This window comes from Novosphingobium sediminis, assembly GCF_007991615.1.
Taxonomy (GTDB): Bacteria; Pseudomonadota; Alphaproteobacteria; order Sphingomonadales; family Sphingomonadaceae; genus Novosphingobium; species Novosphingobium sediminis.
The window spans coordinates 16,589-42,325 of the sequence record NZ_BJYR01000029.1; the positions used below are offsets into that span (position 1 = coordinate 16,589).

The window sequence follows — 25,737 nt, forward strand, 5'->3', positions numbered from 1 at the left end:
GAGGGCGGCCCGTCGATGTTGCCAGCCTGGGTCCCAGATCGGCCGAGAGACAAGGTTTGACGCGACTAGCCGTGCAAGTCCGGCGGCGCCGCTGGGCGAAGTGTCACGGGCGACAAACGACAGCGCAAGGCACAAAGGGGATTCACAGGATTCACCTTTTGTGCTCAATACTGATCGATGGAACGAGCCCAAGAAATCACTGGCGTCGGTGGGATCTACGCGGTCCTGGTCGAAGCCTCGAACCGCCCGCGCTACGCCTTCCTCGTCCTCCAGTTGGTCGCTGAAATCGCCGACGGGCGAGGGCAGGCTGGCCCCTTTGTGGCGCAAGGCGGCGTGCCGGTACTCCTGCGCGACTGGCTCTGCTCCCAGCTTCTGCCGATGAGCGCGCAGCCCGCACGTCGCGCTGCGCTGCGCGCGCGCGTTGCCGCGGGTCTGAAGGATGAGCTCACCGGCGATGCGATGCGCGATGCGGCGCGCATTGACGCGGCGGTGGAAGAGCAGGTCCAGGCGGTCGGCCGCGCCAATGTCAGCCGCGCGATTTCCGATCTGGTCCGCGCCGGCCTGATGACCCGGCACTATGCGGGCTACGCCACCAACCACAAGAACCGCGGCGGCGGGCGCCATGCGGTCTATGTGGTCAAGCCGGGCGTCCTTGCCCTGCTGCGCAAACCTGCGCCGCTGCGGCGTCAGGGCCCGGGCGCTGCCAATCCCCAGGGCGAACTCTTCGCGGCCTGAACCCCTGAACTTCAAGCATCAAGCTACGCCTACCACGCTGCGGCGATGCTCCTATGGTGTCTTGGCGACCGATCGCCTAGGACACCCCCGACCGAGGATTGAAAAGGGTCTCGCCCGCATGGAAAACGAAGCACTGCTGGATCATGCCGCCGATATCGTTTCTGCCCATGTCAGCAACAATGCGGTGGCAGCCGCGGACCTGCCGGGCCTGATCCAGGCGGTCTACGCTTCGCTTGCCGCGCTTGGACGGGCGCCGGAACCGGCTGTGGAAGAGCTGAAGCCTGCCGTCTCGGTGCGTTCGTCGGTCAAGCCCGACGCCGTCACCTGTCTCGAATGCGGCGAGAAGATGAAGATGCTCAAGCGCCACCTCGGCACCGAGCACGGCATGACCCCGGCCGAGTACCGCACGCGCTGGAGCTTGCCCGCCGACTATCCAATGGTCGCGCCCGACTATGCCGCCAAGCGCAAGGATCTTGCTGTCAGGATCGGCCTCGGCCGCAAGCCTGGCCAGAGCCCGAAGTCTGAGACCAACGCAGCGCCCGAAGCTGCACCCAAGGCGCAGCCCAAGGCCGCTGCGACCCCGGCAAAACGCAAGAAGCTCGGCGTTGCCTTCGGCTCGGCAGACGCCAGCTGAACCGCTAATTTCCGCCAAGTACTTGATTTCATTTAACATAATTAATCTTATCAATCTGGAACAAGTAGGGAACAACGACCGAGCGGGCCCCACCGGTTTATCCCACATTTTCGCCTCTTGCCGGGTTGTGGGATAAACCCAACCATGCGCGCTGCCTCGCCGGGCGACAAGATTTTACCCTGCATTTTGGCAGTTTGGCCTTTTTGCAGGGTAACGTTCCTGGTCCCGCGCGCATTTGGCACGAGCCCGCGAAAGCGACCTCTACGGATTGCTTGAAATCTTTACCACTTGGGCCTATCTGGGTGCCGTAAACGTCGTATGTTGGTTGAACGATGTCGAGCCTTGCGAACCAGATTCTGGACTCCATCCCGGAGAATGCGACCGTCGATCGCGGCGCGCTCGTGCTGGCGGCTGACTACGATTCGGTCGGACGCGCGCTGAAACAGCTCGTCCAGACCGGCAAGCTGGTGCGCGTCGGTCGCGGCCGTTACCGCAAATCTGGTGGTCCGGCGACCTGTTCAGCTTCGTCGATTGCAGACCTCATTGCCCAGCGGGTCCGGCGGTCCCGGCGCAACGTGTTCTTGCGTGCCGATTTCGACGAATTCGGCAGCTACGACGGTGTCGGACGCGCGCTGCGCCAGCAGGTCCAGGCCGGCCGCCTGGTCCAGATCGGTTATGGCCTCTATGCCAAGGCCGAGCCATCGCCGCTGACCGGCAAGCCCGCGCCCGTTGTCGGCATTCGCGCGTTGGCGAGCGAAGCGGTCAAGCGGCTCGGGAAGTCGGTCGAGCCCACGCGCTTTGATAAGGCCTATAACAGCGGCCGCTCGACCCAGGTTCCGACTGGCCGCACCTTGATGGTCAATGCCCGGATTCGCCGCCGCATCGGCTACAATGGCAATTATGTCGTTCTCCAACCCGCCTGACAGCAGGACGCTGGGCCGGGTTGCGGGCACCCTCGCCGTCGACGAAGCCTTCGTCGAAAAGGACTGGTATGTTGTGCAGGCGATTCGGGCGCTGCTGACGCTCGACGACGCCGACTTCACGCCTGTGTTTTCCGGAGGAACTTCGCTGCTCAAAGGCCACGGCCTGATCAAGCGCTTTTCCGAAGACATCGACTTCAGCTGAGCCTGTCGGCAGAATTCCTCGCCCTGTCGCACCATCAGCAGCGCCGGCGCCTTGGCGACTATCGCGACCGGCTGACGGCGCTGTGGTCCGAGCTGGGCTTCACGGATCTGGAAGTCCAGGCCCGCAGCGGCAATTCCTTCCTGCAGTTCGAAATGAGCTACCCGACCAAGCTCGGCGGACATGCGGCGCTGCGCCCGCACATCCTTGCCGAACTGTCTGCCAAGCCACCCGCCTTGCAGCCGGTCTCTCGATCGATTGCCTCGTTCGTCGCGCAGTTCCGTGCCGCGGAACCCGAGGTGCCTGCCATCCTCTGTGTTGATCCGGTCGAGACCGCCGCGGACAAGCTGAGCGCCTTTGCCTGGCGCTCGATCGCGCGTGATCGCAGCCACCCCGACGACGATCCGACTATCGTGCGCCATCTCCACGATCTTTCAGCGCTTGAGGCTGCCGCCACCGCCAGCGCCGAATTTCCGGCGCTGCTGCTAGAAGCCCTGCGCGCAGACACGATGCGCGGCCAGGGCGCGGTGCAAGACCTGCCGCCCCAAGAACGGCTCAAGACAATGATCGATCGCGTGAAGCGCGATCCAGAATATGCGGCCGAGTACCGGCAATTTGTCGAAAGCATGGCTTTCGCTGGGGCCGGCGACATCCCCGATTTCGAGAAGGCATTCGCGGCGCTCGAAAGGCTCTGCGCCATGCTTGCGCCCGAGACGGCCTAGCACATTCCCCTGAGTAGCATGCTGGCGAGCGGCACTTCGCCTGAACAAGCTGCAATCAGCTGTCCTCGCCGGCATTTGCCTTATCGAGCAGGTCCATGAAGGTCCGCGCCGCTTCGCGGTCGCCAGGGTCCTTGAACGCAACGTCAAGGTCCGGCGCGGAACCCAGCATGTAGAGCAGCGACCACATGGCGAACCTGCGTCCCTTGTCGGTCTCGAGCCCGAACTCGACCCGCATGCGCCCGTTCCGTAATGCCGGCAGCATCGAGCATGAACACATCATAGAAGTGCCGCGACAGACCTGGCCGCAATTTGCCGCTGTGGTGCAGCGCATGCAGGATCGTCGCCTTTTCCCAGTAGGTCCTTTCGAGTGCAAGCGTTGGCACGGCGGTCACCGCATCGGGCACTTCGGCCGGAAAGTCCTCAGCGACATAGGGCAGGATGTCCCGTAGCTCGAATGGCTCGGGATCGCCCCTTGCCCCAAATTCGAGCTTGATCCGCGGCTGCACGTAGCCGGTACGCCCGCCATAAGCGTTGCCATAGTCGAGGCCGTAGCCCGAGGATGCCGGGTAGTTGAACAGGACGGTCTGCCGATCCTTGTCTTCGGGATCCGCCTCGATGCTCCAACCATCACGCGTGTCCAGGGCTTCCGCGATCGCTTGCGCGAGTGCCGGCAGGAGGATCGTCCCAACGCATTCTTGCGCGGCAGCTCCGAGCGCCGTGGCGCGCCGTTCGCGTTCCTTGCCGCTGATGTCGCTCGCCGTCGGCGAAGCGACTTCGCCGAGCAACGGCGCTGCGCGATTGATGGTGAGATCGATGTCCTCTGAAAATCGCTTGATGATCCCGAATGCCTTCGAGAGCGAGGTCCCGCCCTTGAAGGTCAGGACCTTGGCCAACTCGGGCACGCCCATCAGTCGGCGCAGGGTCCAGCACACCCAGAAGTCCTTCTCGACGATGAGCGGCGTGAGATCGCGGCGTGCGGCTGCTTCGGCAAAGAACGCCCGCCGATCTTCGGCAGGCCGCCTTGCAAATTCATCCATGGTGCGCCGCCCCGATCTTCAGCACGACATCGCCCATCCAACCCGGCATCTGCGCGCGGCCCTTGATCAGCGCCTGCACGTCCTTGTCGTCGAGCCGCGCGGCGAGCTGCGAAATCGCATCGGCATCGACCTTGTCTCGCCCGAGCCCGGCCAGGAACTGGACCACGCCGTTGGCAGCCTCAGAGGCATTGCCCAGCACTGGTGCGCGGCTGTGCTTGAGCGTGACGCTTCGGCCAGCGGCCTGGCGCACGCGGGTTCGTCCTGTCGTCGCATAGCTCGCCCTGGCAGGGACTTGTGTCGACAGGCCAAGCTTGTTGGCCGCTGCTGCTGCCGAGGGCGCGAGCCGGTCGCCGCTTTGCGCCGATACGGCCTGCGCGATCATCTCGGCATCTGGTGTCAGCGCGCCCAGCTTGTCGTGCAACTGCGGATAGTCGTAGAGGCCGCGCCCGATCCGGCGTATCTCTCCATTCTGCGCCAGGCGCGACAGTGCCATGTCGACCGAGCCGCGTGTGCCGAAGTCGATGAAATGCTTGGGGGTGAATACCCACCCCCGCCCCTTCGCGCGAACGCGCTTCATGATCTTGTCGGCCATGGCGGACATGATTCGTATGCTCCTTTCGTTAGAAACTAGCACACATATTTCAAACAAACCATACCACCGCGAGAGGCCCTTCGATGGCCATCATGATCATGGTCAGCGCATGCCTGTTGGTCATCACCACCATCACCATCACCGGCGACGGCGTTCGGTGATGACGACAATCAGCAGGGTGCCAGACATCGCAGGTCCGAAAATAAGGAGCGGCCCCGTCAAGATTGCCGCACTCGGTCCCGCGCGCCTTGCTGGCGCGCTCCTGCGGGTGCGGGATTTCCTGCATTGGGCCGCCGGCACTCTTGCCTTCGCCTCCGTCGCCGTCCCGCGCCCGTGCGATGCACCGGGCCACGGTGCGACTGACTTGCTCCGGCAAGGGGTCCGTCATTTGCAAGTGGGCCGCAACCGAGGCTGCGGCTAGGCAAGGGCTGAGTTTTGCGGTTAACCCCGAACGCCCCGATGGGGTTCGGGGGCAAAACCGTAATCTCTCTCTCATCTCGGTGGCTGAGCGAAATCAGCATCGCCATAGCATGACGCCTGGGAGATTGGCGGCCGTCAAGGATCGCGGGTGCCCCCCGATTTTGGCCTGCTGCGGCTATCGCCTTGCGAGCAAAAATCGGCTCCCCCCACGCCCGCTATTGGCGGCGGCAGCGCGTGCGCGCCGCCGTCCCTGACTGCCTGACTCCGGCGTCCTTCCGATGGGCATCTTTCATCAGCGTGATGAGAGAAAATTCCTCTTGGAGGTTATCATGACGGACCGTTTCTCGAACTTCGCCGACCTTGCCGAACACTATGCGCGCGAAATCGCCACGCCCGACTACGCCCGGGCGTTCATGGAGCAGACCGAACTGGCCAAGCTCTCGATCGAGCATGAGCCGAGCGCTGCGGAAATGCCCGACCCCGAGGTGGCCCAGGCGGCGATCGAGATGATGCTGGCAACGGTCTTCGACCTGTTCCGCGACACCCGAATGGAGGACTTCGCTAGCGAAGTTGCCTGGGGCGTGGCCAACAGCTTCCATGTCGTCGCCAAACGCCTCGATGACCGCGAGGACGCGATGGCGAACCGGCTTCAGGAGAAGCTGCGCGAGTACGATCCGAGCGAGGTCTATGCGACCGATCTTGAGGACCTCACCATGCAGGCCCGCAGCCTTGCCGAATGCCGCGATGCGATGGAATGCATGCGCGACCACGCAGCAAAGATCTACCTCGTGGAAACCGGCCGTCCATTCTCGCCGGTCCGGGGCTCGCGGGTGTCGTCCAAGACCAATGCCTCGATGATCGAAGCACGCGACTATCTCGCGGCACAGAAGGCGCAGCGGCGCGAACAATATGCCCCATCGGGTCCGGTCGTGGTGTTCTCGGGTGGACAGCAGTTCACTGACATTGCGCTGGTTGAGGATTACCTCGATGCGATCCATGCCCGGGTCCCGTCAATGGCGCTGGCAACGACCGCCCAGAACAAGGGTGCGGACGTGATCGCGGCGGCCTGGGCGTCGCGCCACAATGTGCCGGTGATCCTGTGCAAGCCCGACGCTTCTCGGGGAGCATCCGCCCCCTATCAGCGCAATGCGCGCATGCTCGCGTTCAAGCCTGTCGAGGCGGTGGTGTGCAGCGGCGGCGGCATCCAGGCGAACCTGGCCGACCGGCTGCGTGAAGCCCGCGTGCCGCTCCACATCGTGCGCGACGCTTCGGTTCAGAACGAGGCTCCGGCGGCGCGGACCAAAGCCGCAGCGCAAGCCGAGCGGCCTGCGATGAAGCGCACGGCATGTGGCACCGTCAATAGCGATGAACTCCCGCCGTTCTGAGCAGGGCCTGCTCCGATTGCATCAAGCATGAAGGGTGTCCGGCCTCACCGCCGGATGCCCTTCCTTTTTGTCGATCGGGACGCACACTGCCATGGTCCGGCTCGCTTGCTTCTTGCCCTCGCCAGTAATCGCCTGACGGCCTGCTGGCGCCTAAGCATCGCTACTGGCGATGTGGCGACTAGGAACGCTCCGAGGGCCTCGCATCGGCCGGGCGGCAAGGCTTGTGCCTGGGACCACCGGGGGGCTGCCCAACAGGGTTAAACACTCTCGCAGAATTCCAAGCATGATGGCCGCCATTGGCCCGCGTCAAGAAGGGCGGTTCCCCCAATTTTTACGCCTGAAGAAGGCGAAAAAATCGGCTCCCCCACCCCCGCTCGCGCGGCGGGCCGCGGGCGGCCCGTTCCTGACCCGGTCCAAGCTCGGCCATCCCTTGAGGTGCCTCTTCAATTCCTTTGACAGGAGGCTCCCATGAACGCTCTTACCAAGTCCCTCGACATCCCGGCTTTCGACCCCATCAGCTATGACGCAGCAGTGCGCGCCGCGACTATCCGGGCCCAGCACAGCTTCTTCGACCAGCACGTCATTGAGGACGAGTTCGGCTGCTTTCTCGCCATCGACGAAGGCGACTACAACGCCCTGCCCCAGGACCTGATCGACCGGATCGTCCATTCCGTCCCGGGCGTGATGGCCGACGACTTCGACGAAGCGAACATCGCCCGCGCCGCAAGCTTCATGAGCGTGGTGATGGATCCCGAATGGGACGCGGATTGCCCATTCTGAAATGATCATCGACCGCAGCGCCGGAGGGCACCGACAAGGGGCTCTCCGGCCCCCTTTTTTGCGTGTCCAGATAAAGCGCAGCCGAGGCCCCCTCGCCTGCCTGCGCAAGGCAGGCAGCAACTTTGGGAACCCCGGCTGCGCTGGCCTCTCTCGAGGCCGGTTTCAGCTTGCCCGCAGGCGCTTTTCTGCTTCGTCGAGGCCGAGCTTTCCGAGCGCGGCGAAGAAGGCTTCGACCCGCTCGAAAGGTGCCTTGCCGAGTGCTGACTTCCTCAGCAGTTCGGCCATGGCAACCTGCTCGCTTTCCCGCAGCTTCGCTTCGCGCGCTTCCAGCGCACTGCGCTCCTTTGCGATCGCCTGTCGTTCCGCTTCAAGACTTCCTTTCCTGGCCATGATGATACCTCGTGGGTTGGCGCTGAAACCTCCCGTGCGCGAGGATTCCAAGCTGCGCCGTCAGTGGCAAGCCCTTTGCCATCGGCCCTGCAAATAAATCGTGTTGCTCGTCCTGTAATCAGCGACGTTCATTGGCTCCCGGACAAGCGGTCAAGGCTCGACTCTATGCGCATCAAAGACCAGCAACCACCCACCAGACACAAGGCATCGGATTGAGGGGAAGAAATGCAGACCGTACACGGCATGGCCGTCAGGCGATTTGGCGGAATCGTGCGCGTATACAGCAATCGTCTCTGTGTATCACAAAGTGTGCAAATTGCTGAACACAAATGCAGACAACGCAAATGCGCCATTTAGGGCGTAATACATTAGAATACGGTAGGTGCCGGCCTTCCCTTCCCTTGCCAAGCCATCGACGATGGCCTAAAACCTTCTGGCGCAATCCCCACCGGGCCCTTTTCGAAGGGTTTGGTGATGACAGAAACAGTCCTGATTTCGGTCCGGCTTCCCGGATCGGTTGCCGAGGCGGCCAATGCCGCTGCGACCTCGCGCAACATCTCCCGCTCGAAGCTCCTGCGAATCGCCATCGAGCGTTTCCTCGATGACCTTTCCGGTTCGTCCGAACAGGACCGTCGGCGGCAATTCTCGGCCGAGTATACCTTCCTCGCGCTCGACCTCATGGTCCAGCGCGAATATCCCGAGGTGCACGATGAACTCCTGACCGAAGCCGAGCGGCGCATGGAGGTCTTCCATGGCGGGGCCTGACACCTGGTCGGACCGCGCTCGGCCGGGCAAGTTGCAGCACCATTCGGCGCGCGGAACCATGCCGCGCAATGCCGGTGATTTCACCCGCGGCTCGCAGCTCATCACTCATGAATTCCTGATGTGGTTTGCCTCTGCCCGGCTCCCCTTCCTGGTCTGGTTCTTCACGTTCCTGTTCGTGCTCTCGGTGGTCCTCGCACTGCGGCTTCACGAACACGAAATCGAGATGATCCTGATGCGGATCTATGCCGCAGGCTGGGCCTTCATGGAGTTCTCGCCGAGCAAGGTGATCAACCTCACCGTGCCATCGGGCGAAGCGATCCCGGCGCCGATTTCGATGGTGGCCTCGCACCCCGATGTGGTGATCGCCTGGAACAAGCTCATGCGCGCCATTTGGGGTTCGCTGTTCATCTCGTTGTTCGTCGCCGTCCCGCTCGCGGTCTGGTTCGTTGACTTCTCGAAGCGGCGCGGAAAGTCGATCCTCGAGGAGCGACACCAACGCGGCGCGATGCTGGTCGATGGGGCAGAGCTCGCCAGTGTCATCAATGCCCACAATCGCGCGCAGCTGGACCAGGAAATCGCCGAAAAACTGCCCGGCAAGAGCTTCGATCAGATAATGGCAATGAGCTTCGAAGACCGCAAGGCGGCGGGTATCCATCATGTCTATTCGATGGCCGGTATCCCCTTCCCTTGGCGCACCGAACAGTCGCACACGATGATGATCGGCTCGACCGGTACCGGCAAGACAACCCAGATGCGCGCACTTATCGCGCAGATGCGGGTGCGACGCGACCGGGCTGTCGTTTTCGACCTCACTGGCGCCTACGTCGAGGCCTTCTACAACCCGGAAACCGACATCATCCTCAACCCGATGGACGAGCGCTGTCCGTCGTGGTCGGTGTTCGCAGAGGCGAAGAACCACGCCGATTTTACCGGCATCGCCGCCGCGCTGCTGCCCGCGGATGGCGGAGGCGCGGAACCCTTCTGGATGCTCGCTGCGCGCACGCTGTTCGTCGAGTCCTGCATCAAGCTCATCAAGGAAGGTCAGGCGACCAACCAGGCGCTCGCAAGCCGCCTGATGATGGCCGACCTCAAGGCGGTCCACAAAATGCTCGAGAATACCGTCGCCGACCCGCTGACCGCGCCCGAGGCGGCCAAGATGGCGGAATCGATCCGGGCCGTGTTCAACACCAACGCGCAGGCCCTTCGCTTTCTCCCTGAAGGCAAAGCGCCGTTTTCGATCTGCGACTGGGTCCGCGTCGAGGACAAGCCGGGTTCGATCCTGTTCATCACCTCCTCGCACAACGAGCTGGTGCTCAACCGGGCGCTGCTGTCGCTGTGGATGAACCTTGCTGTTCATACCCTGATGCGCCTGCCGCGCACGCGGGATCTGCGCACCTGGTTCTTCTTCGACGAGGTGCATGCGCTCCACCGCCTGCCGGCAATCGAGGACGGATTGCAGACCGCACGAGGTTTCGGCGGCGCCTTCGTGCTCGGCATCCATTCGTTCGCCAAGCTCTCGGAGACTTACGGCAAGGAAGGCGCGCAGAACCTTGCTGCGCTGGCGCGCACCAAGCTCATTCTGGCCGCGGCCGACCGTGACACCGCCGAGCATTGCTCGGACTACATTGGCCACCGCGAAGTGCGAATGATGGATGAAGCCTACAGCTACGGCTATTCCAACATCCGCGACGCCGCGACGATCACTCCGCGCTCCGAAGTCCAGCCTCTGGTGCTCCCCGACGACATCATGAAGCTGCCCTCGCTGCGCGGCTTCGTGGTGTTCCCTGAAGGCTTCGACGCCGCTCGGATCAAGCTCGCCTGGAAGGACTATCCCAAGGTCGCCGATGGCTATGTCCTGCGCGAGAATGTCGAGCCGATCGAGTTCTCGAATGCCGCTGGCGGCGAGGCTGACGATGCGGAAGACAAGGGTGGCCGGGAGACCAGGGATGAGCTCCAACCTGCAAATCTGATCGAGCCCGATGAGAAACAGGCAAAGCCTGCCGCGGCGGTGCCGGGGCAAGATGAGGCAGAGCCTCTACCGCCGCAGGTCGGCGCCGAGAGCGGCGCGCCCGCGGTCCGTATCGCAGCGACAATGTCGTTTCGAGCGGGCGGCGCCTCGCCTGTCGCCGATACCCATTCCCGCCACGCGCCCAGCGAGGCGAAAGCAATCACACAGTCAGCTGCCAAAGCGGCCGGACAGCGCGCGAACCAGAACGCGCGCGAGCTGGGTGAAGCCCTTGAACCGGAAACCCGGATCGAGCGATCCGCGGGCGGGCCTAAAGGCACTGATGAGCCCGAGATCGCGCCTGACGAGGGCATGGAGATCTAGGCCATGCATTCCATCGCAGCGGTTCGTTCGTCCGGTGGTGCTGCCGACTATTTCGCGAACGACAACTACTACACGGCACAAGAGAGCGCGCAAGCGGGGGTCTGGGCTGGCGAGGGTGCGCGCGCACTCGGGCTCGAGGGAACGGTCGGGCGCGATGCGTTTGAAGCCATTCTCAACGGCCATCTGCCCGACGGGGACAAGGTGGGGCAGGTCGAGGGGCGCAGGCTGGGTCTCGATCTCACCTTTTCCATGCCCAAGTCCGCCTCGATCCTGGCTCTGGTCTCAGGCGACCGGCGGATCCTGGATGCCCACATGGCGGCCGTGCGCTCGACCATGTCGCAGCTCGTCGAGAAGCAGTATGCCGAAGGCCGCAATTACGAGCGCAGTCGCAGCGGCGAGCCTGAGAAGACCGGCAACCTCGTCTATGCCCTGTTTGCCCACGACACGAGCCGCGCGCTCGATCCCCAGGGGCATATTCACGCCGTCGTCGCCAATCTGACCCGCGACCTCAAGGGCAACTGGAAGGCGCTGTGGAACGGCGAGATCTGGAAGAACAACACGACGATCGGCCAGTTCTACCACGCCGCTTTCCGCGCCCAGCTCCAGAAGCTCGGCTATGAGACCGAGGCATCCGGCAAGCATGGCGCATTCGAGATCAAGGGCGTGCCCACGGCTGTGATCAAGGCGTTTTCGACCCGGGCTAACGAGATCGAGGCGAAGATCGCCGAGACCGGCGCGACCCGCCTCGCCACCAAGAAGCAGATCACCCTCTACACCCGTGACCCCAAGCTCGCCGTCGAGGATCGGGCCGCGCTGGCCGAAGGCTGGAAGACCCGCGCTGCCGAACTGGGATTTGACGGCAAACCCCTCATCGCCGAGGCCATGGCGCGGGCCGCCCATCAGGTCCGCCCGACCTTGCGCGAAACGGCGAGCCAGGCCTTTGCTGAAGTCGCCGAACGGATCAGCGCTGCCATGCGGCCGCCCAGTGCGCTCGCGGTCAGCGGCCCCGCCGCACTCTTCCTTTCCGCCGAGACGATCAAGGCCCAGCATGCCACTGCCTCGGCCATCCGGCACCTTTCGGAGCGCGAGGCCGCATTCAGCCCGCAGGCGATCCTGAGCGCCGCGCTCGGCTTCCAGATCAAGGGTCTCGAAGGGGGCGCTGTCGCCCTGCGGATCGGCGAACTGGTCCGTGAGGGGCATCTGATCCCGGGCAAGTCCGACCGGCTCGATGGCCACTACGATCTCGTGACCACGCCCGCGGCGCTCGGGCGAGAGCAGCAGATACTGGACCGGATCGATGCCGGAGCCGGCAAGGGCCGGGTGTTCATGGCGCCAGAGGTCGCCATGGTACGGCTCCAGGCGGCGGCACGCGAACTCGGGATCGAGCGCGCCGGCAGCGATGGCTGGCAGCTCAATGCCGGGCAGCTCGCCGCGGGCGTGGCCGTGCTGTCGGGCAAGGACCGCTTCCTCAACATCCAGGGCGTGGCGGGCGCGGGCAAGTCGACGCTGCTGGGCGCGCTTGACAAGGTGCTGTCCGCCGAAGGGGTCAAGCTCGTTGGCCTCGCCTTCCAGAACAAGATGGTTGCCGACCTGCGCGGCGGAGGCTCAGGCATGATGACTGCCGAGCAGATGCGCGAGGCCGGGATCGAAGCCTGGACCATTGCCAGCTTCGTCAACCGCTATGCCGGGCCCGCCGCGCAAGGCCAGGGCGAACGGTTCGAGACCGCGCGCACCGCGCTCCAGAACACGGTCATCATCACCGACGAAAGTTCGATGGTCTCCTCGCGCGACATGGCGAGCCTGACCATGATCGCCGAGCGTCTCGACCTCGCCAAGGCACCGTTCATCGGCGACCGCCAGCAGCTCTCGGCGATCGAGCAGGGCAAGATGTTCGCGGTGTCGCAGGCCGCGGGGCAGGCGACAGTCAGGATGGACGAGAACATCCGCCAGAAGGGCTCGCCGCTGCTGCTCGCGGTGGCCGGTCTGTCGAACGAAGGCCATGCCGGCCTGGCGCTCGATCTCCTGGCGGCCCACGGCCGGGTGATCGAGGACAAGGCCGATCATATTGCCGCCGCTGCCGACCTCTGGTTGTCGCTTGCCCCGGAGGAGCGCGCGCGCACGGCGATATTCACGGCCGGCCGCGACGACCGCACCCGGATCAACGGCCTCGTCCAGCAGGGCCTGCTCAAGGAGGGCAGTCTTGCCGGCCCCGGCGTCCCCTTCTCGACCCTGCAGAGCGCCAATGCCACCCGCGAGGAGATGCGCTTTGCCTCGACCTACCGGCCCGGCCAGGTGCTCGAGGCGCGGATGGACGTGCGCGAACTGGGGCTGAGGCGCGGCGAATACGACGTGGTGGCGATCGGCCGCGACGGCAAAGTGACGCTGGAGCGCGATGGCAAGCGCAAGGTCATCGATCCGGACCGGATCGACCCGCAGCACCGTTTCGACCGAATCGGGCTCTACGACCGCAAGGACATTACCCTCCATGGCGGCGAGACGGTGTTCTGGCGCGAAAAGGATGGGCCCCGCGATATCGCGAAGTCGACCTATGCGAAGGTCGTCTCGGCAACTGGGCAAGCCGTGACGCTTGAGCTTGCCGACAAGCGGCAGATCACCCTGCCCTCCAGCGATCCCATGCTGCGGCGGCTTGACCTGGGCTATGCGCTCAATGCGCACATGGCGCAGGGCATGACCCAGGCCCAGGCGATCGAGGTGATCTCTTCACGGCAGCGCAACCTCGCCACCCAGCGCACCCAGAACGTTCTCAATACCCGCGCGACCGACGACATGCGGGTCGTGACCAACGACCTCGAGGCGCTCAAGTTCCAGCTCGACCGGACGCCGGGCAACAAGACCTCGGCGCTCGAGACGGTCGGCAGGCTCGAGGTTGACGCGCGGCCCGCGAACCCGATCGAGCCTCGCCAGCTCCCCGAACTCAGGATGAGCCCGGAACTGAAGGCGAAGCTCGATGCTGCCCTTGGCCCGGTCGCAGCCCCGGCGGTGCGCCAGCTCCCCGTCCCGGAAAAATCGCTGGGGCTCGACCTGTGAGGCCCCTGCCCTTGCTTTCGCGCGAGCGGCGCACACGCCTGTTCGACGGCTGCCAGGCGGCGCTGGTCTGGCTGGCGGTGCTCGCCAGTGTTGTCGCCGACGAGCAAGTCGAGACACTGGCGCTTGCTGCCATGGCAGCCGTGGCGCTCGCCGCGGCCTTCGTTGCGCTTTGCCCTGCGACCCCAGCCCCAAGCCTGCGAGATGCATCACCCACAACCAGGGAGGACGAGAGCCATGTCCTATGACCATCAGGAAATCGGCGACTTTGCCAATGAACGCGACGCTCAGGACTGGGCCGAGCGCAATGGCATCGATGTTCGCGACCTGCATCTGCGCGCGGTGCGCGAGCGCGGCGTGACCCTGAGCGTGCGCCGGTCGGCGCTCGGGGATTCTGCAACCAGCGACCTCTCCTACGGCCGCCGGACCGGCTTTTTCTGATACCGACAGCGAAACCGGCCAGAACCCAATCGCTTCCACCGGGTGCGCAGCGCACATCCGGACGGAAGGCGCGGTCCGGGACGCCTCCCACCGGGCCGCGCCAGTCTTGCAGCCGGACATTGCTGGCAAACGCGGTGGAGGACGATGACCTGCTGTGCCTTCGCAGCGGAGCAGCGCCGCGCGACATGCTTGATGCGCCAGAGCGGGTGGACATGGCCGAAGCCATGCAGGCAACCAGCGAGCCGCGATCAATCGACCTGATCGGCGATATCGGTGTCCTGACCGCGGCCTTGTCCTGCCTCTCTGCGCGCGAGGAGCGTGTCATCCGGTTGCGCTTCGGACTTGGAGGTCACGGTGAATGGACCTTGCAGCAAATTGGCGACGAGTTTGGAGTAAATCCCCAGCGCATCCGCCAGATTGAGATGAAGGCATTGCGCCGACTGCGTCATCAGTTCCGCAAGCGTTATGGACCGTTGCCAATGGATCCCAAGCCCACATCGCTGCCGGCGGCCGCCCAGGCAACCGGGGCCCAGAGCGTCAAGGCTTCGCCTGCAAGGGCTCCAGGACCAGGTCCAGTGGTGCGGCGCGCCAAGACTGTGCCCACTGCCACCGTGGCAAGACCAGTACCAGTCCGGCATGGCGCTGACCCTGGCCGCGAAAATGGCATATCGGGGGGGATCCTGACATTGCTGATCGGCATGTTCCTGCTCGCGGTGACCTTTGACCAGACGGTTGGCTTCCATCTGGGACGCCATCTCGGCCCAGGTCCTGCCCTGTTGGTCTGCGGCCTGAACTTTATCTGCGGCGCGGCGGTTTTTTGTCAGGGGTGGACTGCAATTCGGGAGGGTGACGCCATCGTTGGCGGCCGCGCGGCGGCAGTGCGCACCTTAATGCTTGGCGCTTGCCTGGGCCTTGCCGTCTATGGTTTTCGCTCGCCCGAGCTTTACCAGTTTCTGCTCGATATGTCTGCGACGACACCGCCCCGATTTCGTGGGGAGATGCCCCTGAAGATATCGGTATTCATGGGGCTGTTCATCATTATCGGCGCCTTGCACTTGCCGAACCGGCTGCTGTCATGGCGGAAAAGACAGCCATTGCCGGCATGACTTGCATCCTGATCTCGCCACAAACGCCCCTGCCCGCTATCAGGATGCCAAGGTGATTCCATGATCCAGCCCGCCCGCCTCTCTGCAAGCACATTCGTCGGCACCATCGAACCTGGTGCGCGCGGGCTGATCCTGCGCGACGATGACGGGATGTGCTGGCGGCTCGGCTTTGTCGATGAAGCCGTCGCGGTCGGCTTGAGCGGGCGCGTTCGTGTGCGCGGCCGTATCGTCGAGGTCGACCGGATCGAGGCCGAGTACGTTGACGTCAGGGATAGCGCCTGAGCCGTCCTGATCATTTCTCCGCAAGCGACTGGCTCGCCTTCAGCAGGGCATTCCAATCCTCGGGCGGGTTGCCCTTGTCGAGCATGGTCTTGAACACGGCATAGGCATCGGTCTTCGCGCCATAGGTGCGAAGCGTGTCGCTGTCGTTGACCCAGGCCAGGATGATGATCTTCGCTGCGGTCGAATAGCGGAAGAACAGGCGGAAGCGGCCATTGCCGAACTTTGCCCGAAACCAGTGCTTGCGCGCCGGACCCAGCGTCCCGCCCTGGCGGAATTCGGGGCGAGCGGGATCGACGGGGATCACCTCGAACATCAGTTTGCGGAGCGCTGCCAGAAGTTTGGCGTTGGCAGTCGACGCGTATCCACCCGGATCCTTCTCGCGGGCGCGTTCAACCGCGAGCGTCAACTTCTCAAGCTGTTCGAGAAAAAGCGGATGAGCGTAAAGCGTCCATCCGTTGACCGTCAGCCCTTCAGGAACGGGCTTCCTCTTCAAAGGGCGACGTCGCCATCGATCGCGTCATCGAGATCGACCGGAACATCGGCCGTGAGCGCCGTGATGCGCGCTGCCAATTCCGGGCCAAGCGCCTTCACGGCCTCGGGATGACGCTTCAGATCGGCTGCCAGGAAACTCAGGAAGCTGTCGATTGCCGGATCTTCGTCGTCGTCGGCACGGCAGACGGTAACCCCCCCATCGCTCACGCGAAAGGCAATGCGGCCGCCGTAGTCGACGCCAAGCGCCTGGCGCACAGCTTTGGGGATCGTCGTTTGCCCCTTGGCGGTGATGGTGCTGATTTCTTCGAGTGAGATCGCCATGATGCTCTCCATGTCGGGGATTGAGGTAAGGAATAATTCTTACCTTGTCAAGGTTCCTACTTGGCATCGACCGGACTCTCTGGATATGTTCACCGCACATGTTGCGGAGAATAGCCGCTCTATTCTCCGCATTTCCGCCGATGGGGGCCGAGGTGATCGGCGCTTCGCGCTGGGGAGTGTGGAGGTTCGGCATGGGTGCGGGGGGCATTCCCTTTTCCTGGCAGATCATTGAAAATCGGGCGAGAACCGGATATGATCCTGCCAGCGCAAGGAGCCCCGCCATGGACCACAATCGTTACGGACTCGATGGCCAACCCGTGTTTCCCCGCCCAGGTCACTTCGATCACGTAACCGGCCAACCGCTCCCGACTTTTCGGGGAGGGGGTCGTTCGGGGAACTACCCATTGGCTCTTCCCTTGGCGGTGATCATGGCCGCGCTGGGAGCTTTCCTCGCTTATATGTCGAATTTGTTCGGCTGAAGCTATCCACGCCGCCTGGCAACGTGCAGGTGATCGCGAGCAGGGTTATCTGGAAACCTTTCGAAGTCGACGGCATAATTCGGGCCCAGGCGCTCGCGTACGCGCTCCGCCCACTGTTCTCCCTGTTGGTCCGAGATGTTGTTGCCGCGGAAGTCGAGCGCGCGATTGTCGTAGTGCGCCGAGCCGGAGGCATGCTGGTTGCTGTCATTCCCCGAAGTTACCACCGGGCGCGGCAACCCGAGCGCCCTTGCCTCGTCCGCCACCACGCCCATCGCAGGGACGAGGTCGCCGTCCATTCGGCCGAGCCGCGCGCCGGCCTTGACGCCCATGCCGAGTTCCCTGGCCAGCCTGGCACCATCGACCGGGCCTTCGGGAGCGGCAAGCAGTGGTCCTCCCTCGAGGGAAGAGGCCACGAGGGGCGGCGTGCGATCGGCAGGCGAAAGCGATGCGGCTTGCGGCATGCCGAGATCGGCATGGCTGCCGAGCTTGCCCTGCCCGGCGATCGCCGCGACGTCGCCCAGTTCGTCAATCCGGCGGTTCCTGAGGTCGCTCATCAGGTCGTCCATGATGTAGCTGATCGCCTGATCGCGCCGTGCCATGTCGCGGTAATCGAGCCGCGGGTTGGCAATGTCTGGCAGGTGCCACTCGGGATGCTCGCGCTGCAGTGCCTCGTATCGATCCTGGATCAGGTTCGACATGTCGCTCGAGACCTGAAACCCGTGGCTTTCCGCATAGCTTGCTTCGTTCATCATCCGGCTGCCGATCTCGCGGTAGCGCGCGGCTGCGGCGCGGCGCTCCTCGGCTTCGGAGACCCGCCAGTCGGAGCCCTCGCTGCTGGTCCGGCTCTGGCTGGCATCGGTGTAGTCGGAGCTTTGGCTGAACGTGCCTGAAGACTGGACGTCGCCGCTGTTGCCGCTGACGACGACGCGGCTGCTGACATCCTCGGACTTGTCGGTGCCGCGGGTGACTTGGTTCGTTGCTGACCGCTCGGTGTTTACGCTCGCGCTGTCGCCGGTCTCCTTGCGACCGGATATGGCCGCGGAGGCGGAAGCGGAGACGCCGCTTCCGATGGCGCCCTCGAGCGGGGTCCCGATTGTCCCGGTGCCCGTCAGAGAGGCGCTCGTACCAAAGGTCCTTGTCGAGAAATTCCCGCTCGAACGGCTATTGCCCTGCCGCAGGATCAGATCGTCGTTGGTTACCTCCCGCGTCGACTTGCCGGCCGAGCCTTCGACCACGACATTGCCGCCGACATTGTGGGTGTCGGACGCGCGCGATCCGCGTTCACTGCGGCTTCCGGTCACCTGGCTGCTGGCGCTGACCGCGCTTCCAAAGGTTCCGCGTGTGCTGCTCCAACTCGCCGAGGTGCCGTTCTCGATCCGGTCGGCCTCATTGAGGTACCACTGGCCCTGATTTCGCAAATCGCTGGCATAGCCGCGCGTCATCGAGGCCTTGAACGGCAACTGCGAGATCGCCCCGCTGGTGTCGATCACCCGCGCGCCGCTGCCATAGGCATGGGTCATCGCGCCATCGTCGCTTCTGAGGCCCATGTGGCTTGCGCCCACAGCCAGATTGGGGGCCTGGTTCCACTGCGCCATCTGGCGGTTGTTGGCGTTGAAGTTTCCATGGCTGACATCGCCGAATGTGTAGTTGCCGGTGGTCCGCTCGAGCGCGGCAGCATCGGCCGCCCCTTGCGGCGCGCTGAGCATCGAGCCCATGTTCGAGGCGACCGACATGGTGCCGCGCATGACCATCAGCGCAAGTACCGGCACCGACATCATCAGGAACCCGGCCATCGTCGCGATGTCCTGGTTGACCGCGTCGATCCCCGCCCAGTTGGCAAGCGCAATCCCGCCCGGCGCCGCCGCATTGGTCTGAGCGGTCAGCCGGTCCATGATGAACATGTGGATGAGGACGTAGATCGGTCCCCAGGCGGCGAGGTAGAAGAACCCGGCGAAGTATCCCTTGAGCGTCGCGATGCCGCTTTTGGGGAACAGCAGCAGCGGAAAGACGATCGGGAAGAGCGCGTAGAACACGACCGTCAGCACGACGTTCAGCACTGGAATCCAGATCAACCCCTGCTCGGCCGTGGTGGTCATGGCGTTGCGGGTCTGGGCATCGGCGCGCTGGAGGGCAAAGGAATCGCTGTCGGCATTGCCGAAGTCGAGCTGGGCGGCCTCGAAGGCATCGACCACGCTCTTCTGCTTGAGGAACTGGTTGCGCGGCATGGCGGCGCCGGTGAGCAGCTGCGAAATCACCGGCACGTCGGTGGCAAGCTTGGCCCCGGCGGCGGCCTGGCTGAGCTTGGGGTACATGGTGTGGGCAAAGGGCAGCGCATAGGCATTGATCTCGGCTTCCCACTGCCCGTCGATCAGCGTCCAGGCCTCGGCACAGGTCTTGCCCTCGATGTCTACCGAGCCGGCGCCGGTATCGGTCAGGTACTTCATGCCGCGGTTGGTCGCGGCATTGGCCCCAAGGTCGGCCCAGAGATCGGTAGATTCGCTGAGCAGCTTCAGACTCTTTGTGCCCAAGAGGATGTCGTAATAGGCGCATTGCTTGAGGTAACCGTCGAGGTTCGCCTTGAAGACGGGATTGCGGATCTCGAAGCCGCGCACCTTGTCCCACATCCGCGCGCCGTAGACGAAGCCGCCATTCGAGTAATTGAGAGCGGCGGGCATGACGAAGACCGTCTCGGCCGTGCGGGTAAAATAGTCGCTCACCTGGCTGGTGAATGAGGCCATGACGCCGAGCCCGATCGGCACATTGGCCACCGTGGCGGGGGCAAGCCCCGGATTGACGCGGTCGGTGACCTTGACGGTGACCGTCGGCACCATGAGCACGAGGTAGATCAGCGTAGACTGAATGAACCAGCGAAACCAGGCGCGCCAGTCGAGGTCCATGGCGGTGACGAGGAGCGCGTAGATCAACCCCATCACCATCACGACGCGGATCACCGACTTGAACCCGCCCGAACCGGTCCAGGCAGCGATGGCGTTGAAGGTATTGACGAGGTACTCGCCGCCGCCGACTGTGAAGACCTCGAGCATCGTGCGGTTACCGCCCCTACTGGACTTGGCTGCTCAGAGTGCGCGAGAAGCGCAGCGCCGCCGACATCTGCGGGGAAAGCTGGCTGCGCAGCGTCTTTTCGAGCATCTGCGTGCGCTGGATCAGCGCGAAGGTCTGGTCGAAGCGTGCCGAGGTGCGCGCCGCGAGGCCGAGGAAGTTGCGCCGGGTCTCGTAAAGTCCCTCGCGCCATTCGCGCAAACTATCGGCGTCCGCCCCGTTGAAGTCCGAGCGCGCGTTCACCGCCATGTCGATGAAGCGCATGGTCATGGTGGTGACGAGGTCGACTGCGACGATTTCGGAAAGGTCGTTGATCTCCTGGACGGAGATGCCGAACTCGGCCGCCGCGCTCACGGTGATGATTTTGTAGACGGGAACGCTTGCCATGCCGAGCAGCTGGACTTCGGCCGGGGTGAGTGAAGCGCCGGGATCGCGGACCTTGAGGGCCATGCTTTCGATCAGCGCGCGGACCTTGGCCTTCAAAGCCACATTGGGTCCGATCACCAGCGAGGTCTCGGTGGGAGCCATGCACTTGGCCGTGTCCGATCCGCAGGACCAGACCTTGTGCGGCGCGGCCGAAGTGCCGTCGAGCATGGCGCTGATCAGCGCGGAGTCCGCCGGGCCGATGAACTGGACCCGCGGTTTGCCGCCACTGCCGTTGGGATCGTAGATCACGGTCCCGACCAGCGTCATCAGGAACTCGCGGAACTGGGTGTCGAAACCGCCGTACTTCTTGCCGAGCGCTTCCCAGGTGTAATTGTTGGGCATCCCGGCCTGTTCCTTCATGTCGGGATCGGAATTCGCGCTCTTCAGGGCCTCGCGCTGCCCGCCATTGTTGCACTGCTGGCGCGCCCGCGCCCAGTCGGCGACCGCACCCTGGCTGTTGGCGATTGCCTCGCAGATGACCGACGAGGCGGTGTCCGAGGTCGGCCAGAGCCCGCCGACCAGCGCCTGCGCGGTCTCGCAGCTCGAAATGTTCATCTGGTTCATCTGCTGCACCTTCTGGGCAAGCTCATCCATGACCTTGCCGATCTCGGGCGAGATCGTGTCGATCGCGAGCTTGAAGGCGAAGCCGAGCGCATTGTTGGCCGTGGCTTTGAGCATCGCGACCAACTCGGCGGTGTTGATGAACGAGAACGAGCCGGCAAACAGGTCGATGCCGCCGCAGCCGGCGCGTGCGTGCGGCAGCTGGATGTTGAAGGGCTGGATGTTCTTCTGCGGAAAGCGCGACCACATGGCGCCGCCCGAATAATAGCCCGCCGACTGGCCCTGATAGGCCGAAGGGCCGGTGACATTGGCCTGCGCGCCCATGTCGGACATGAAGTTCTGCATCTCGCCTTCGACGCCCGCGAGCGCAGGCGTGGGGGCAGCGAGCACGACCGAGGCTGCGAGCACGGCGGTCAGAGCCTTGCGCGAGGCGCCGGCGAGGCGATGGGTGAGCGCGCCGCGCATCAGAAGTCGCTCCCGGGCTGGACCTGGGTCAGCTGGAACACCCGGTCCATAATCTCGTCCTGGCTGAGGATCCCGTAACCGATCGGCATCGGTTGCTTCGTCACGGAGTCGAACAGGACCAGCGCGGGCACTTGGCGATCGGTGCCGAGCCCGAGCCGTTCGTATTGCCCGGCATCGACGACATAGTTCGGGAAGGTCGCGGTCGGGCCGCCGTCCATTGACACCGCGAGGACGGCAAGCCCGTACCTGTCGCTCACGGCTTTGAGGATCGGGGCGAAGATATCGCAGGCGCCGCAGCTCGAGGCGTAGAAGTAGAACACCCCGTAGCGCCCGGAAAGCTTCGCCATGGCAAGGTCGCGGTCGGTCTTGCGCTGGTCGATCCAGGCGCGCTTGCCGAGCGTCGAGACCGGGCGCTGCAGCGTGTAGTCGAGCCCCGGATCCTGCCACAGAGCGCGCTGCCAGACATCGGCGAACAGCGAGGAGCGGTCGAGCTGCTCGCGCTGGAAGCGGACATAGGCGGTGACGTTCTCGGCGCTCGGATCGAGGATGGCGCGCGCCTTCAGCTCCTCGAGATTGGCGGAGATCGCCGCAAGCTGGCTGCGCGCAGAGACTGCGGGGCCTGCCGCCGCGCGCGGCGCTTCTTTGGGCCGCTCGCAGTAGAACCAGGTCCCGAGCCTGCGCTCCTTGCAGTAGAGCGCGTCTTCCTGCTGCTCGACTTCAACGCCATCGCCGTGCGGGTCTGCCGCAAGCGCCAAAGTGGTGGGTGCTGCCAGAAGTGCGGCCAGCACCGTGAGAGAGGTTCGGGGACGCAGGATCATGATCAGGACCTTTCAAACTCTGCGGCGCAGCTTCGGGCAGCAGCGACATCGGGGTGAATGACGCCGCTTCCCAACATGCGCGTGTAGGCAATGTGGCAGCTGCGTATGATCCGGGTCCCATCGCTGCTGATCGTGTAAATTCCCCCATCCAGGCGGGCCCAGCCCAGTCCGGCCACCGCGTGCAGCGCGCGGTCGAGGCCATCGGGCGGCAGCGGCGTGTCGAGCCAGGTCGATGCCTCGCTCGCGACCTCGGAAGAGGTCGAAGGGCCGCGGCGGCAAAGAGCCATGACGGCAAAGAACTCGGACAGGCTCATGTGGGTCCAGAGCCGGTGGCAGCCGACCTCAAACTGCAGCACCTCGCCGCGCGGCCGTTTCCGGAATTTTCTGGTCATGACGAGCTCCTCATGGCTTGTGCGCCGCATAATAGTCGGCGATCTTCTGCTGGATCTGGACGAGAGCGGCGGCCTCGTCGGGCAGCTTCGCGGCTTCCATGAAGTCGGCGTAGACCTCGGAAAAATCCATCACCGACAGGTCGAGCTGCTGGAACTCGAAGATCGAGAATCCCTCGCAGGTTTCGGTCTTGGGCTTGCCCCAGGGCTTGCCGATCTGCGGGCGGCCCTGCTCCTGGAGGATGCGGCTGATCTTGGACTGGAAGCAGCAGTAGACATCCTTCTTGGTGACGCAAATGCCAAGGAAGCTCGACGAGCAGTAGGTCCCGACCTTGTGGCAGAGGCCCGCATCGTCCTTCTCGTCGAGGAGCTTCTCGGCCGAGGAGCAAAGCCAGGGGGTGAGGAGCGGCACGCCCTTGCCCGAGCAGCAGTTCGAAAGACCGAAGACCTTGTGCGAGCAGCTTTCGCGCGTCCCCCTGAACAGCGTGAGCGCGGCCTCGTCGAACTCGGCATTGGCCTGGCCGAGTGCGTTGAGGGCTACAACCGAGTCCTTAAACTCGTCGGAGGCTTCACGTTCCACCGCCTCGCAGTCGCCGTTCACGCAGTAGACGTCGCCGCCGCAGATGTACTGCGCGGGCTCCTCACTGGTGCCCGGGATCGGACAGGAATAGACCCGCTCGCTGACCGCGCAGGAGCCATCGGCCGAGGGCGGATCGTCGAGGCAGACCTCGCGCGCCAGCGAACAGCCCGCCTGGGTCTCGAGCGCGCCGCAGTCGTTGCCGCCGCCGACCACGCTTTGGCACAGGTACGTCCGCGTGCGTTCCCAGCACGGGCGGGTGACCGCCACGCCGCCGATGATCCTGGCTTCGCCCGGCGCGGTGCAGGTTTCCGTGGACAGCGTGCAACTGGCCGGATCGATGCTGCAGGCGCTGTCGGTCCACGCTTGCGTGAACCATTTCGAAACCGCGCTCTCCGCCGTCATTCCGGCGACATTCGACGAGCAGAGATAGACCTCCTCGGGCGCGGCGGGCTCGATGCAGGTCAGGTATCCGCCGCCGCCGAAGGGATCGCCGATGAAATCCCAGGTCTTGCACAGGACGCGCTCCGCAAGCCCGGCCGCCGCCGGGCTTGTCCGGGTACATGTCGTGTCCGAGGCAATCGTTCCGCATTGCTGCAGGCCGGTCACATATTGCAGCGGCATGCCGGTGACGGGATCGAAAGTCAGGGCATCGGTGATCCCTTCAGCATTACAGCGATAGGCGTTGCTCACGACCGCGAAGGCGTCGGCGGGCGGCGGCTTGGGCAGCGCGGCGATCAAATAGGCGTTGGGATCGCTGACGGCGGTATCGCAGTCGTAATAGTCGATGGTAAGGTTGTAGTCCGGCACCGGATAGGTCGCGGTCCTGCGGCACTGGCCATTTCCGGCAAGCGCGGTGCAGCCGTCGAACCTTGGCGCGATCACGCAGGCATATTGGTAGAGCATGTCATTCCACTCCGCGACCGTGAGGCTGTTGGTGCAGGTCCGCGGCTGCTCGACAACCTGCGATCCGACATGGCAGGTCCATTCTGCGGTGTTGGCTGTGCCCGAGCCGGGCGGGAGCGGCACGCAGTCGCCGGTCGAACCATCGGCGCTCATGCCTTCCAGATAGGCATCGGGATCGGCTTCGATCGCGGTCGCGCGGGCAAGGTCGCTGCGCGTCACGTTGACCGTCGGCCGCGTTGTCGAATTGGCGGTGCGGTAGGCCTCGCTGTTCCAGCCCGCCACCGCGCCGTCGGTCTGCAGCGCTTCCGGGTTTGTGTAATACTGGGTCTGGCCCGGATAGCTTTCCTGGTAGCCCGGGACCTGGCCTGCGGCACCTGCCTCCTGGGTAAGCCCCTGGTAAGCGCCCCGCAGCGCGGCGCCGGTGCTCCTCGCCTCGGCCTTGGCTTCCTCCGCGCTCATGGTGTTTGGCGCGGAAGGTGGCGGGGGTGCGGGTGCTGGCAGGACGGGATCGACGTCGGGCGGCAGGACCGGCAGCTCTTCGACCAGATCATCGGGCGGCGGGATATAGACCTGCGCCTGGGCCGGGAGGGCAGCGAGCACGAGAAGCAGGCAGGGGAGAGCAAGGCGCGCGAACTGGCCCGCCCTGCCCTTCGCCATCCGTGGTCCCGCTCCCGCCATGTCAGTTGCCCTTGCGCAGCTCGGCGAGCGCCACCCGGGCGACGCCGGCACCGGGTCCCCGGCTTGTCGCAAAGCGCTCGAGCGCATATTCGACCGTGACATTGCCGGTCATGCGGTCGTGGTCGGGAACCATGCTGGTGCAATCGAACCCGTCGCAGAGCTCATAGGCGCGTCCCGTCACCACGAAGGTTGGCGCGGCGGTAACGGCAAAGGCGCGAAACAGCCGCGGGTCAATCGCGATATGGGCTTCCTGACGCTCGTCGGTGACGACGCGTTTGAGGCCTTCGGCAAAGGCCTTTGTGCTGTTTTGCGGGAAGCCGCGGAAGACGACGACGCCCCCGGCCTGGGTGGTGTCGCGGATCAGGCGGGAGAGCGAAGCCTGCGGCATCGACAGGCTGGCGAACACCGTGAACAGTGGCCCCTCGCCCATCGGCGCCTGACTGTTGGCGGCCGCGCCAGCGAGGATCTCGTCGAAGTCGACCGGGCCTTTCGGTCCCTGCGGCAGGCTCGCGGGATCGAGCGAGGCCGCCGCCGCGAGCCCGGCATCGCGCAGGTCTTCTGCCTCGGCCTGGTGTGCCTCGCCGCGATGGGCCACGGCGTCGACCAAGGCCTGCGCTTCCCTCACCTGCTCGCTCCCCCGCGCCTTGATCGCGGCCAGATCGAGGTCCTCGACCGACTGCGCGGCACTCTGGGCGAGCGCTGCCGAGACAGCCGCCAGTGCTACAAGGCCAGCGGCAGCAGTCGCCCGGGTGCGAGTGAGATGCAGGCGCATTACGGCCA

The 25,737-nt window shown here is 64.6% G+C and carries 25 protein-coding genes and 2 pseudogenes; 14 read left to right on the forward strand and 13 right to left on the reverse strand.

Annotated features, from left to right (window positions below):
• Window positions 1-177 precede the first annotated feature (177 nt).
• The 5 genes from NSE01_RS18880 (at window position 178) to NSE01_RS18900 (ending at window position 3,213) form a co-directional block, all read left to right on the forward strand.
• The gene (locus tag NSE01_RS18880; RefSeq protein WP_147161195.1) at window positions 178-735 is read left to right on the forward strand and encodes a hypothetical protein; all 558 of its coding nucleotides are present in this window, start codon (window positions 178-180) and stop codon (window positions 733-735) included.
• A gap of 118 nt (window positions 736-853) precedes the next feature.
• Window positions 854-1,369 (forward strand): Ros/MucR family transcriptional regulator, encoded by a 516-nt coding sequence (locus NSE01_RS18885; protein WP_011608056.1) that lies wholly within the window; start codon window positions 854-856, stop codon window positions 1,367-1,369.
• A 332-nt stretch (window positions 1,370-1,701) separates the two neighbouring features.
• Entirely contained in the window at window positions 1,702-2,292 is a 591-nt protein-coding gene (locus NSE01_RS18890) for a hypothetical protein (RefSeq protein WP_011608055.1), read from the forward strand.
• On the forward strand, window positions 2,270-2,494 hold the full coding sequence (locus tag NSE01_RS21920; protein WP_147161196.1) for a nucleotidyl transferase AbiEii/AbiGii toxin family protein: 225 nt from the start codon (window positions 2,270-2,272) through the stop codon (window positions 2,492-2,494). Before NSE01_RS18890 ends, NSE01_RS21920 begins: the two co-directional genes overlap by 23 nt.
• Before the next feature lie 140 nt (window positions 2,495-2,634).
• Entirely contained in the window at window positions 2,635-3,213 is a 579-nt protein-coding gene (locus NSE01_RS18900; RefSeq protein ID WP_503826176.1) for a nucleotidyl transferase AbiEii/AbiGii toxin family protein, read from the forward strand.
• Between the two features lie 55 nt (window positions 3,214-3,268).
• Here the strand turns inward: NSE01_RS18900 and NSE01_RS21820 are convergent.
• The 4 genes and pseudogenes from NSE01_RS21820 to NSE01_RS18920 all read right to left on the reverse strand — a co-directional run.
• Window positions 3,269-3,451, reverse strand: a pseudogene (locus NSE01_RS21820) (hypothetical protein); the annotation flags it as partial.
• Window positions 3,452-3,479: 28 nt separating this feature from the next.
• A pseudogene (locus NSE01_RS18910) lies at window positions 3,480-4,250 on the reverse strand (nucleotidyl transferase AbiEii/AbiGii toxin family protein); the annotation flags it as partial.
• Entirely contained in the window at window positions 4,243-4,851 is a 609-nt protein-coding gene (locus NSE01_RS18915; protein WP_147161199.1) for a DUF6088 family protein, read from the reverse strand. The gene NSE01_RS18915 and the pseudogene NSE01_RS18910, both read right to left, overlap by 8 nt.
• Before the next feature lie 40 nt (window positions 4,852-4,891).
• Window positions 4,892-5,128 (reverse strand): hypothetical protein, encoded by a 237-nt coding sequence (locus NSE01_RS18920; protein WP_147161200.1) that lies wholly within the window; start codon window positions 5,126-5,128, stop codon window positions 4,892-4,894.
• 463 nt (window positions 5,129-5,591) lie between these two features.
• On the opposite strand from NSE01_RS18920, the gene NSE01_RS18925 reads away from it, so the two are divergent.
• Entirely contained in the window at window positions 5,592-6,647 is a 1,056-nt protein-coding gene (locus tag NSE01_RS18925) for a DUF2493 domain-containing protein (RefSeq protein WP_011608047.1), read from the forward strand.
• 468 nt (window positions 6,648-7,115) lie between these two features.
• A complete protein-coding gene (locus tag NSE01_RS18935; RefSeq protein ID WP_011608045.1) occupies window positions 7,116-7,427 on the forward strand; it encodes a hypothetical protein in 312 nt (103 codons plus the stop codon).
• Window positions 7,428-7,589: 162 nt separating this feature from the next.
• Here the strand turns inward: NSE01_RS18935 and NSE01_RS18940 are convergent, their stop codons facing one another.
• Window positions 7,590-7,868, reverse strand: coding sequence for a hypothetical protein (locus NSE01_RS18940; RefSeq protein WP_011608044.1), 279 nt, complete (start codon window positions 7,866-7,868; stop codon window positions 7,590-7,592).
• 423 nt (window positions 7,869-8,291) lie between these two features.
• Between NSE01_RS18940 and NSE01_RS18945 the strand changes: the two genes are divergently transcribed.
• From NSE01_RS18945 to NSE01_RS18975, 7 genes are all read left to right on the forward strand, one after another.
• Window positions 8,292-8,582 carry a hypothetical protein gene (locus NSE01_RS18945; protein WP_011608043.1) on the forward strand — a complete coding sequence of 97 codons (291 nt, stop codon included), beginning with the start codon at window positions 8,292-8,294 and terminating at the stop codon, window positions 8,580-8,582.
• The gene (locus NSE01_RS18950) at window positions 8,569-10,911 is read left to right on the forward strand and encodes a type IV secretion system DNA-binding domain-containing protein (RefSeq protein ID WP_011608042.1); all 2,343 of its coding nucleotides are present in this window, start codon (window positions 8,569-8,571) and stop codon (window positions 10,909-10,911) included. Before NSE01_RS18945 ends, NSE01_RS18950 begins: the two co-directional genes overlap by 14 nt.
• Before the next feature lie 3 nt (window positions 10,912-10,914).
• Window positions 10,915-13,959, forward strand: a complete 3,045-nt coding sequence (gene mobF, locus NSE01_RS18955; RefSeq protein WP_147161203.1) for a MobF family relaxase — start codon at window positions 10,915-10,917, stop codon at window positions 13,957-13,959.
• Window positions 13,956-14,204: a hypothetical protein gene (locus NSE01_RS18960; protein ID WP_147161204.1), complete on the forward strand. Its 249-nt coding sequence runs from the start codon at window positions 13,956-13,958 to the stop codon at window positions 14,202-14,204. Before mobF ends, NSE01_RS18960 begins: the two co-directional genes overlap by 4 nt.
• Window positions 14,194-14,397 (forward strand): hypothetical protein, encoded by a 204-nt coding sequence (locus NSE01_RS18965; RefSeq protein WP_011608040.1) that lies wholly within the window; start codon window positions 14,194-14,196, stop codon window positions 14,395-14,397. Before NSE01_RS18960 ends, NSE01_RS18965 begins: the two co-directional genes overlap by 11 nt.
• A gap of 119 nt (window positions 14,398-14,516) precedes the next feature.
• Window positions 14,517-15,503, forward strand: a complete 987-nt coding sequence (locus NSE01_RS18970; RefSeq protein WP_011608039.1) for a sigma factor-like helix-turn-helix DNA-binding protein — start codon at window positions 14,517-14,519, stop codon at window positions 15,501-15,503.
• Between the two features lie 60 nt (window positions 15,504-15,563).
• Window positions 15,564-15,785: a DUF5818 domain-containing protein gene (locus NSE01_RS18975; protein ID WP_011608038.1), complete on the forward strand. Its 222-nt coding sequence runs from the start codon at window positions 15,564-15,566 to the stop codon at window positions 15,783-15,785.
• 10 nt (window positions 15,786-15,795) lie between these two features.
• Here NSE01_RS18975 and NSE01_RS18980 read toward each other — a convergent pair whose 3' ends face one another.
• The 8 genes from NSE01_RS18980 to trbC form a co-directional block, all read right to left on the reverse strand.
• The gene (locus NSE01_RS18980; protein WP_011608037.1) at window positions 15,796-16,278 is read right to left on the reverse strand and encodes a type II toxin-antitoxin system YhaV family toxin; all 483 of its coding nucleotides are present in this window, start codon (window positions 16,276-16,278) and stop codon (window positions 15,796-15,798) included.
• The gene (locus NSE01_RS18985) at window positions 16,275-16,598 is read right to left on the reverse strand and encodes a type II toxin-antitoxin system PrlF family antitoxin (RefSeq protein ID WP_147161205.1); all 324 of its coding nucleotides are present in this window, start codon (window positions 16,596-16,598) and stop codon (window positions 16,275-16,277) included. The genes NSE01_RS18980 and NSE01_RS18985 overlap by 4 nt, the downstream gene beginning before the upstream one ends.
• Before the next feature lie 481 nt (window positions 16,599-17,079).
• Window positions 17,080-20,121, reverse strand: a complete 3,042-nt coding sequence (locus NSE01_RS18995) for a conjugal transfer protein TraG N-terminal domain-containing protein (protein ID WP_011608034.1) — start codon at window positions 20,119-20,121, stop codon at window positions 17,080-17,082.
• Window positions 20,122-20,137: 16 nt separating this feature from the next.
• Window positions 20,138-21,589 carry a conjugal transfer protein TraH gene (locus NSE01_RS19000; RefSeq protein WP_147161207.1) on the reverse strand — a complete coding sequence of 484 codons (1,452 nt, stop codon included), beginning with the start codon at window positions 21,587-21,589 and terminating at the stop codon, window positions 20,138-20,140.
• Window positions 21,589-22,407, reverse strand: coding sequence for a conjugal transfer protein TraF (gene traF / locus NSE01_RS19005; RefSeq protein WP_147161208.1), 819 nt, complete (start codon window positions 22,405-22,407; stop codon window positions 21,589-21,591). The genes NSE01_RS19000 and traF overlap by 1 nt, the downstream gene beginning before the upstream one ends.
• Window positions 22,408-22,409: 2 nt before the next feature.
• Complete coding sequence (locus NSE01_RS19010) at window positions 22,410-22,799, reverse strand: hypothetical protein (protein WP_147161209.1); 390 nt, start codon at window positions 22,797-22,799, stop codon at window positions 22,410-22,412.
• 10 nt (window positions 22,800-22,809) lie between these two features.
• Window positions 22,810-24,936 carry a conjugal transfer protein TraN gene (locus tag NSE01_RS19015; RefSeq protein ID WP_147161210.1) on the reverse strand — a complete coding sequence of 709 codons (2,127 nt, stop codon included), beginning with the start codon at window positions 24,934-24,936 and terminating at the stop codon, window positions 22,810-22,812.
• A gap of 22 nt (window positions 24,937-24,958) precedes the next feature.
• Window positions 24,959-25,729 (reverse strand): type-F conjugative transfer system pilin assembly protein TrbC, encoded by a 771-nt coding sequence (trbC, locus tag NSE01_RS19020; protein ID WP_147161211.1) that lies wholly within the window; start codon window positions 25,727-25,729, stop codon window positions 24,959-24,961.
• Between the last annotated feature and the right edge of the window lie 8 nt (window positions 25,730-25,737).

Excerpts from the sequence above, each read along its gene's own strand:
- mobF (WP_147161203.1), top strand. The coding sequence starts at position 10,915 with ATGCATTCCATCGCAGCGGTTCGTTCGTCCGGTGGTGCTGCCGACTAT.
- NSE01_RS18915 (WP_147161199.1), bottom strand. The coding sequence starts at position 4,851 with ATGTCCGCCATGGCCGACAAGATCATGAAGCGCGTTCGCGCGAAGGGG.
- NSE01_RS19015 (WP_147161210.1), bottom strand. The coding sequence starts at position 24,936 with ATGGCGAAGGGCAGGGCGGGCCAGTTCGCGCGCCTTGCTCTCCCCTGC.
- NSE01_RS18985 (WP_147161205.1), bottom strand. The coding sequence starts at position 16,598 with ATGGCGATCTCACTCGAAGAAATCAGCACCATCACCGCCAAGGGGCAA.
- NSE01_RS18935 (WP_011608045.1), top strand. The coding sequence starts at position 7,116 with ATGAACGCTCTTACCAAGTCCCTCGACATCCCGGCTTTCGACCCCATC.
- NSE01_RS21920 (WP_147161196.1), top strand. The coding sequence starts at position 2,270 with ATGTCGTTCTCCAACCCGCCTGACAGCAGGACGCTGGGCCGGGTTGCG.
- NSE01_RS19010 (WP_147161209.1), bottom strand. The coding sequence starts at position 22,799 with ATGACCAGAAAATTCCGGAAACGGCCGCGCGGCGAGGTGCTGCAGTTT.
- NSE01_RS18880 (WP_147161195.1), top strand. The coding sequence starts at position 178 with ATGGAACGAGCCCAAGAAATCACTGGCGTCGGTGGGATCTACGCGGTC.
- NSE01_RS18945 (WP_011608043.1), top strand. The coding sequence starts at position 8,292 with ATGACAGAAACAGTCCTGATTTCGGTCCGGCTTCCCGGATCGGTTGCC.
- NSE01_RS18890 (WP_011608055.1), top strand. The coding sequence starts at position 1,702 with ATGTCGAGCCTTGCGAACCAGATTCTGGACTCCATCCCGGAGAATGCG.
- NSE01_RS18920 (WP_147161200.1), bottom strand. The coding sequence starts at position 5,128 with ATGCAGGAAATCCCGCACCCGCAGGAGCGCGCCAGCAAGGCGCGCGGG.
- NSE01_RS19000 (WP_147161207.1), bottom strand. The coding sequence starts at position 21,589 with ATGCGCGGCGCGCTCACCCATCGCCTCGCCGGCGCCTCGCGCAAGGCT.
- NSE01_RS18995 (WP_011608034.1), bottom strand. The coding sequence starts at position 20,121 with ATGCTCGAGGTCTTCACAGTCGGCGGCGGCGAGTACCTCGTCAATACC.
- NSE01_RS18885 (WP_011608056.1), top strand. The coding sequence starts at position 854 with ATGGAAAACGAAGCACTGCTGGATCATGCCGCCGATATCGTTTCTGCC.
- NSE01_RS18975 (WP_011608038.1), top strand. The coding sequence starts at position 15,564 with ATGATCCAGCCCGCCCGCCTCTCTGCAAGCACATTCGTCGGCACCATC.
- NSE01_RS18965 (WP_011608040.1), top strand. The coding sequence starts at position 14,194 with ATGTCCTATGACCATCAGGAAATCGGCGACTTTGCCAATGAACGCGAC.
- NSE01_RS18925 (WP_011608047.1), top strand. The coding sequence starts at position 5,592 with ATGACGGACCGTTTCTCGAACTTCGCCGACCTTGCCGAACACTATGCG.
- trbC (WP_147161211.1), bottom strand. The coding sequence starts at position 25,729 with ATGCGCCTGCATCTCACTCGCACCCGGGCGACTGCTGCCGCTGGCCTT.
- traF (WP_147161208.1), bottom strand. The coding sequence starts at position 22,407 with ATGATCCTGCGTCCCCGAACCTCTCTCACGGTGCTGGCCGCACTTCTG.
- NSE01_RS18950 (WP_011608042.1), top strand. The coding sequence starts at position 8,569 with ATGGCGGGGCCTGACACCTGGTCGGACCGCGCTCGGCCGGGCAAGTTG.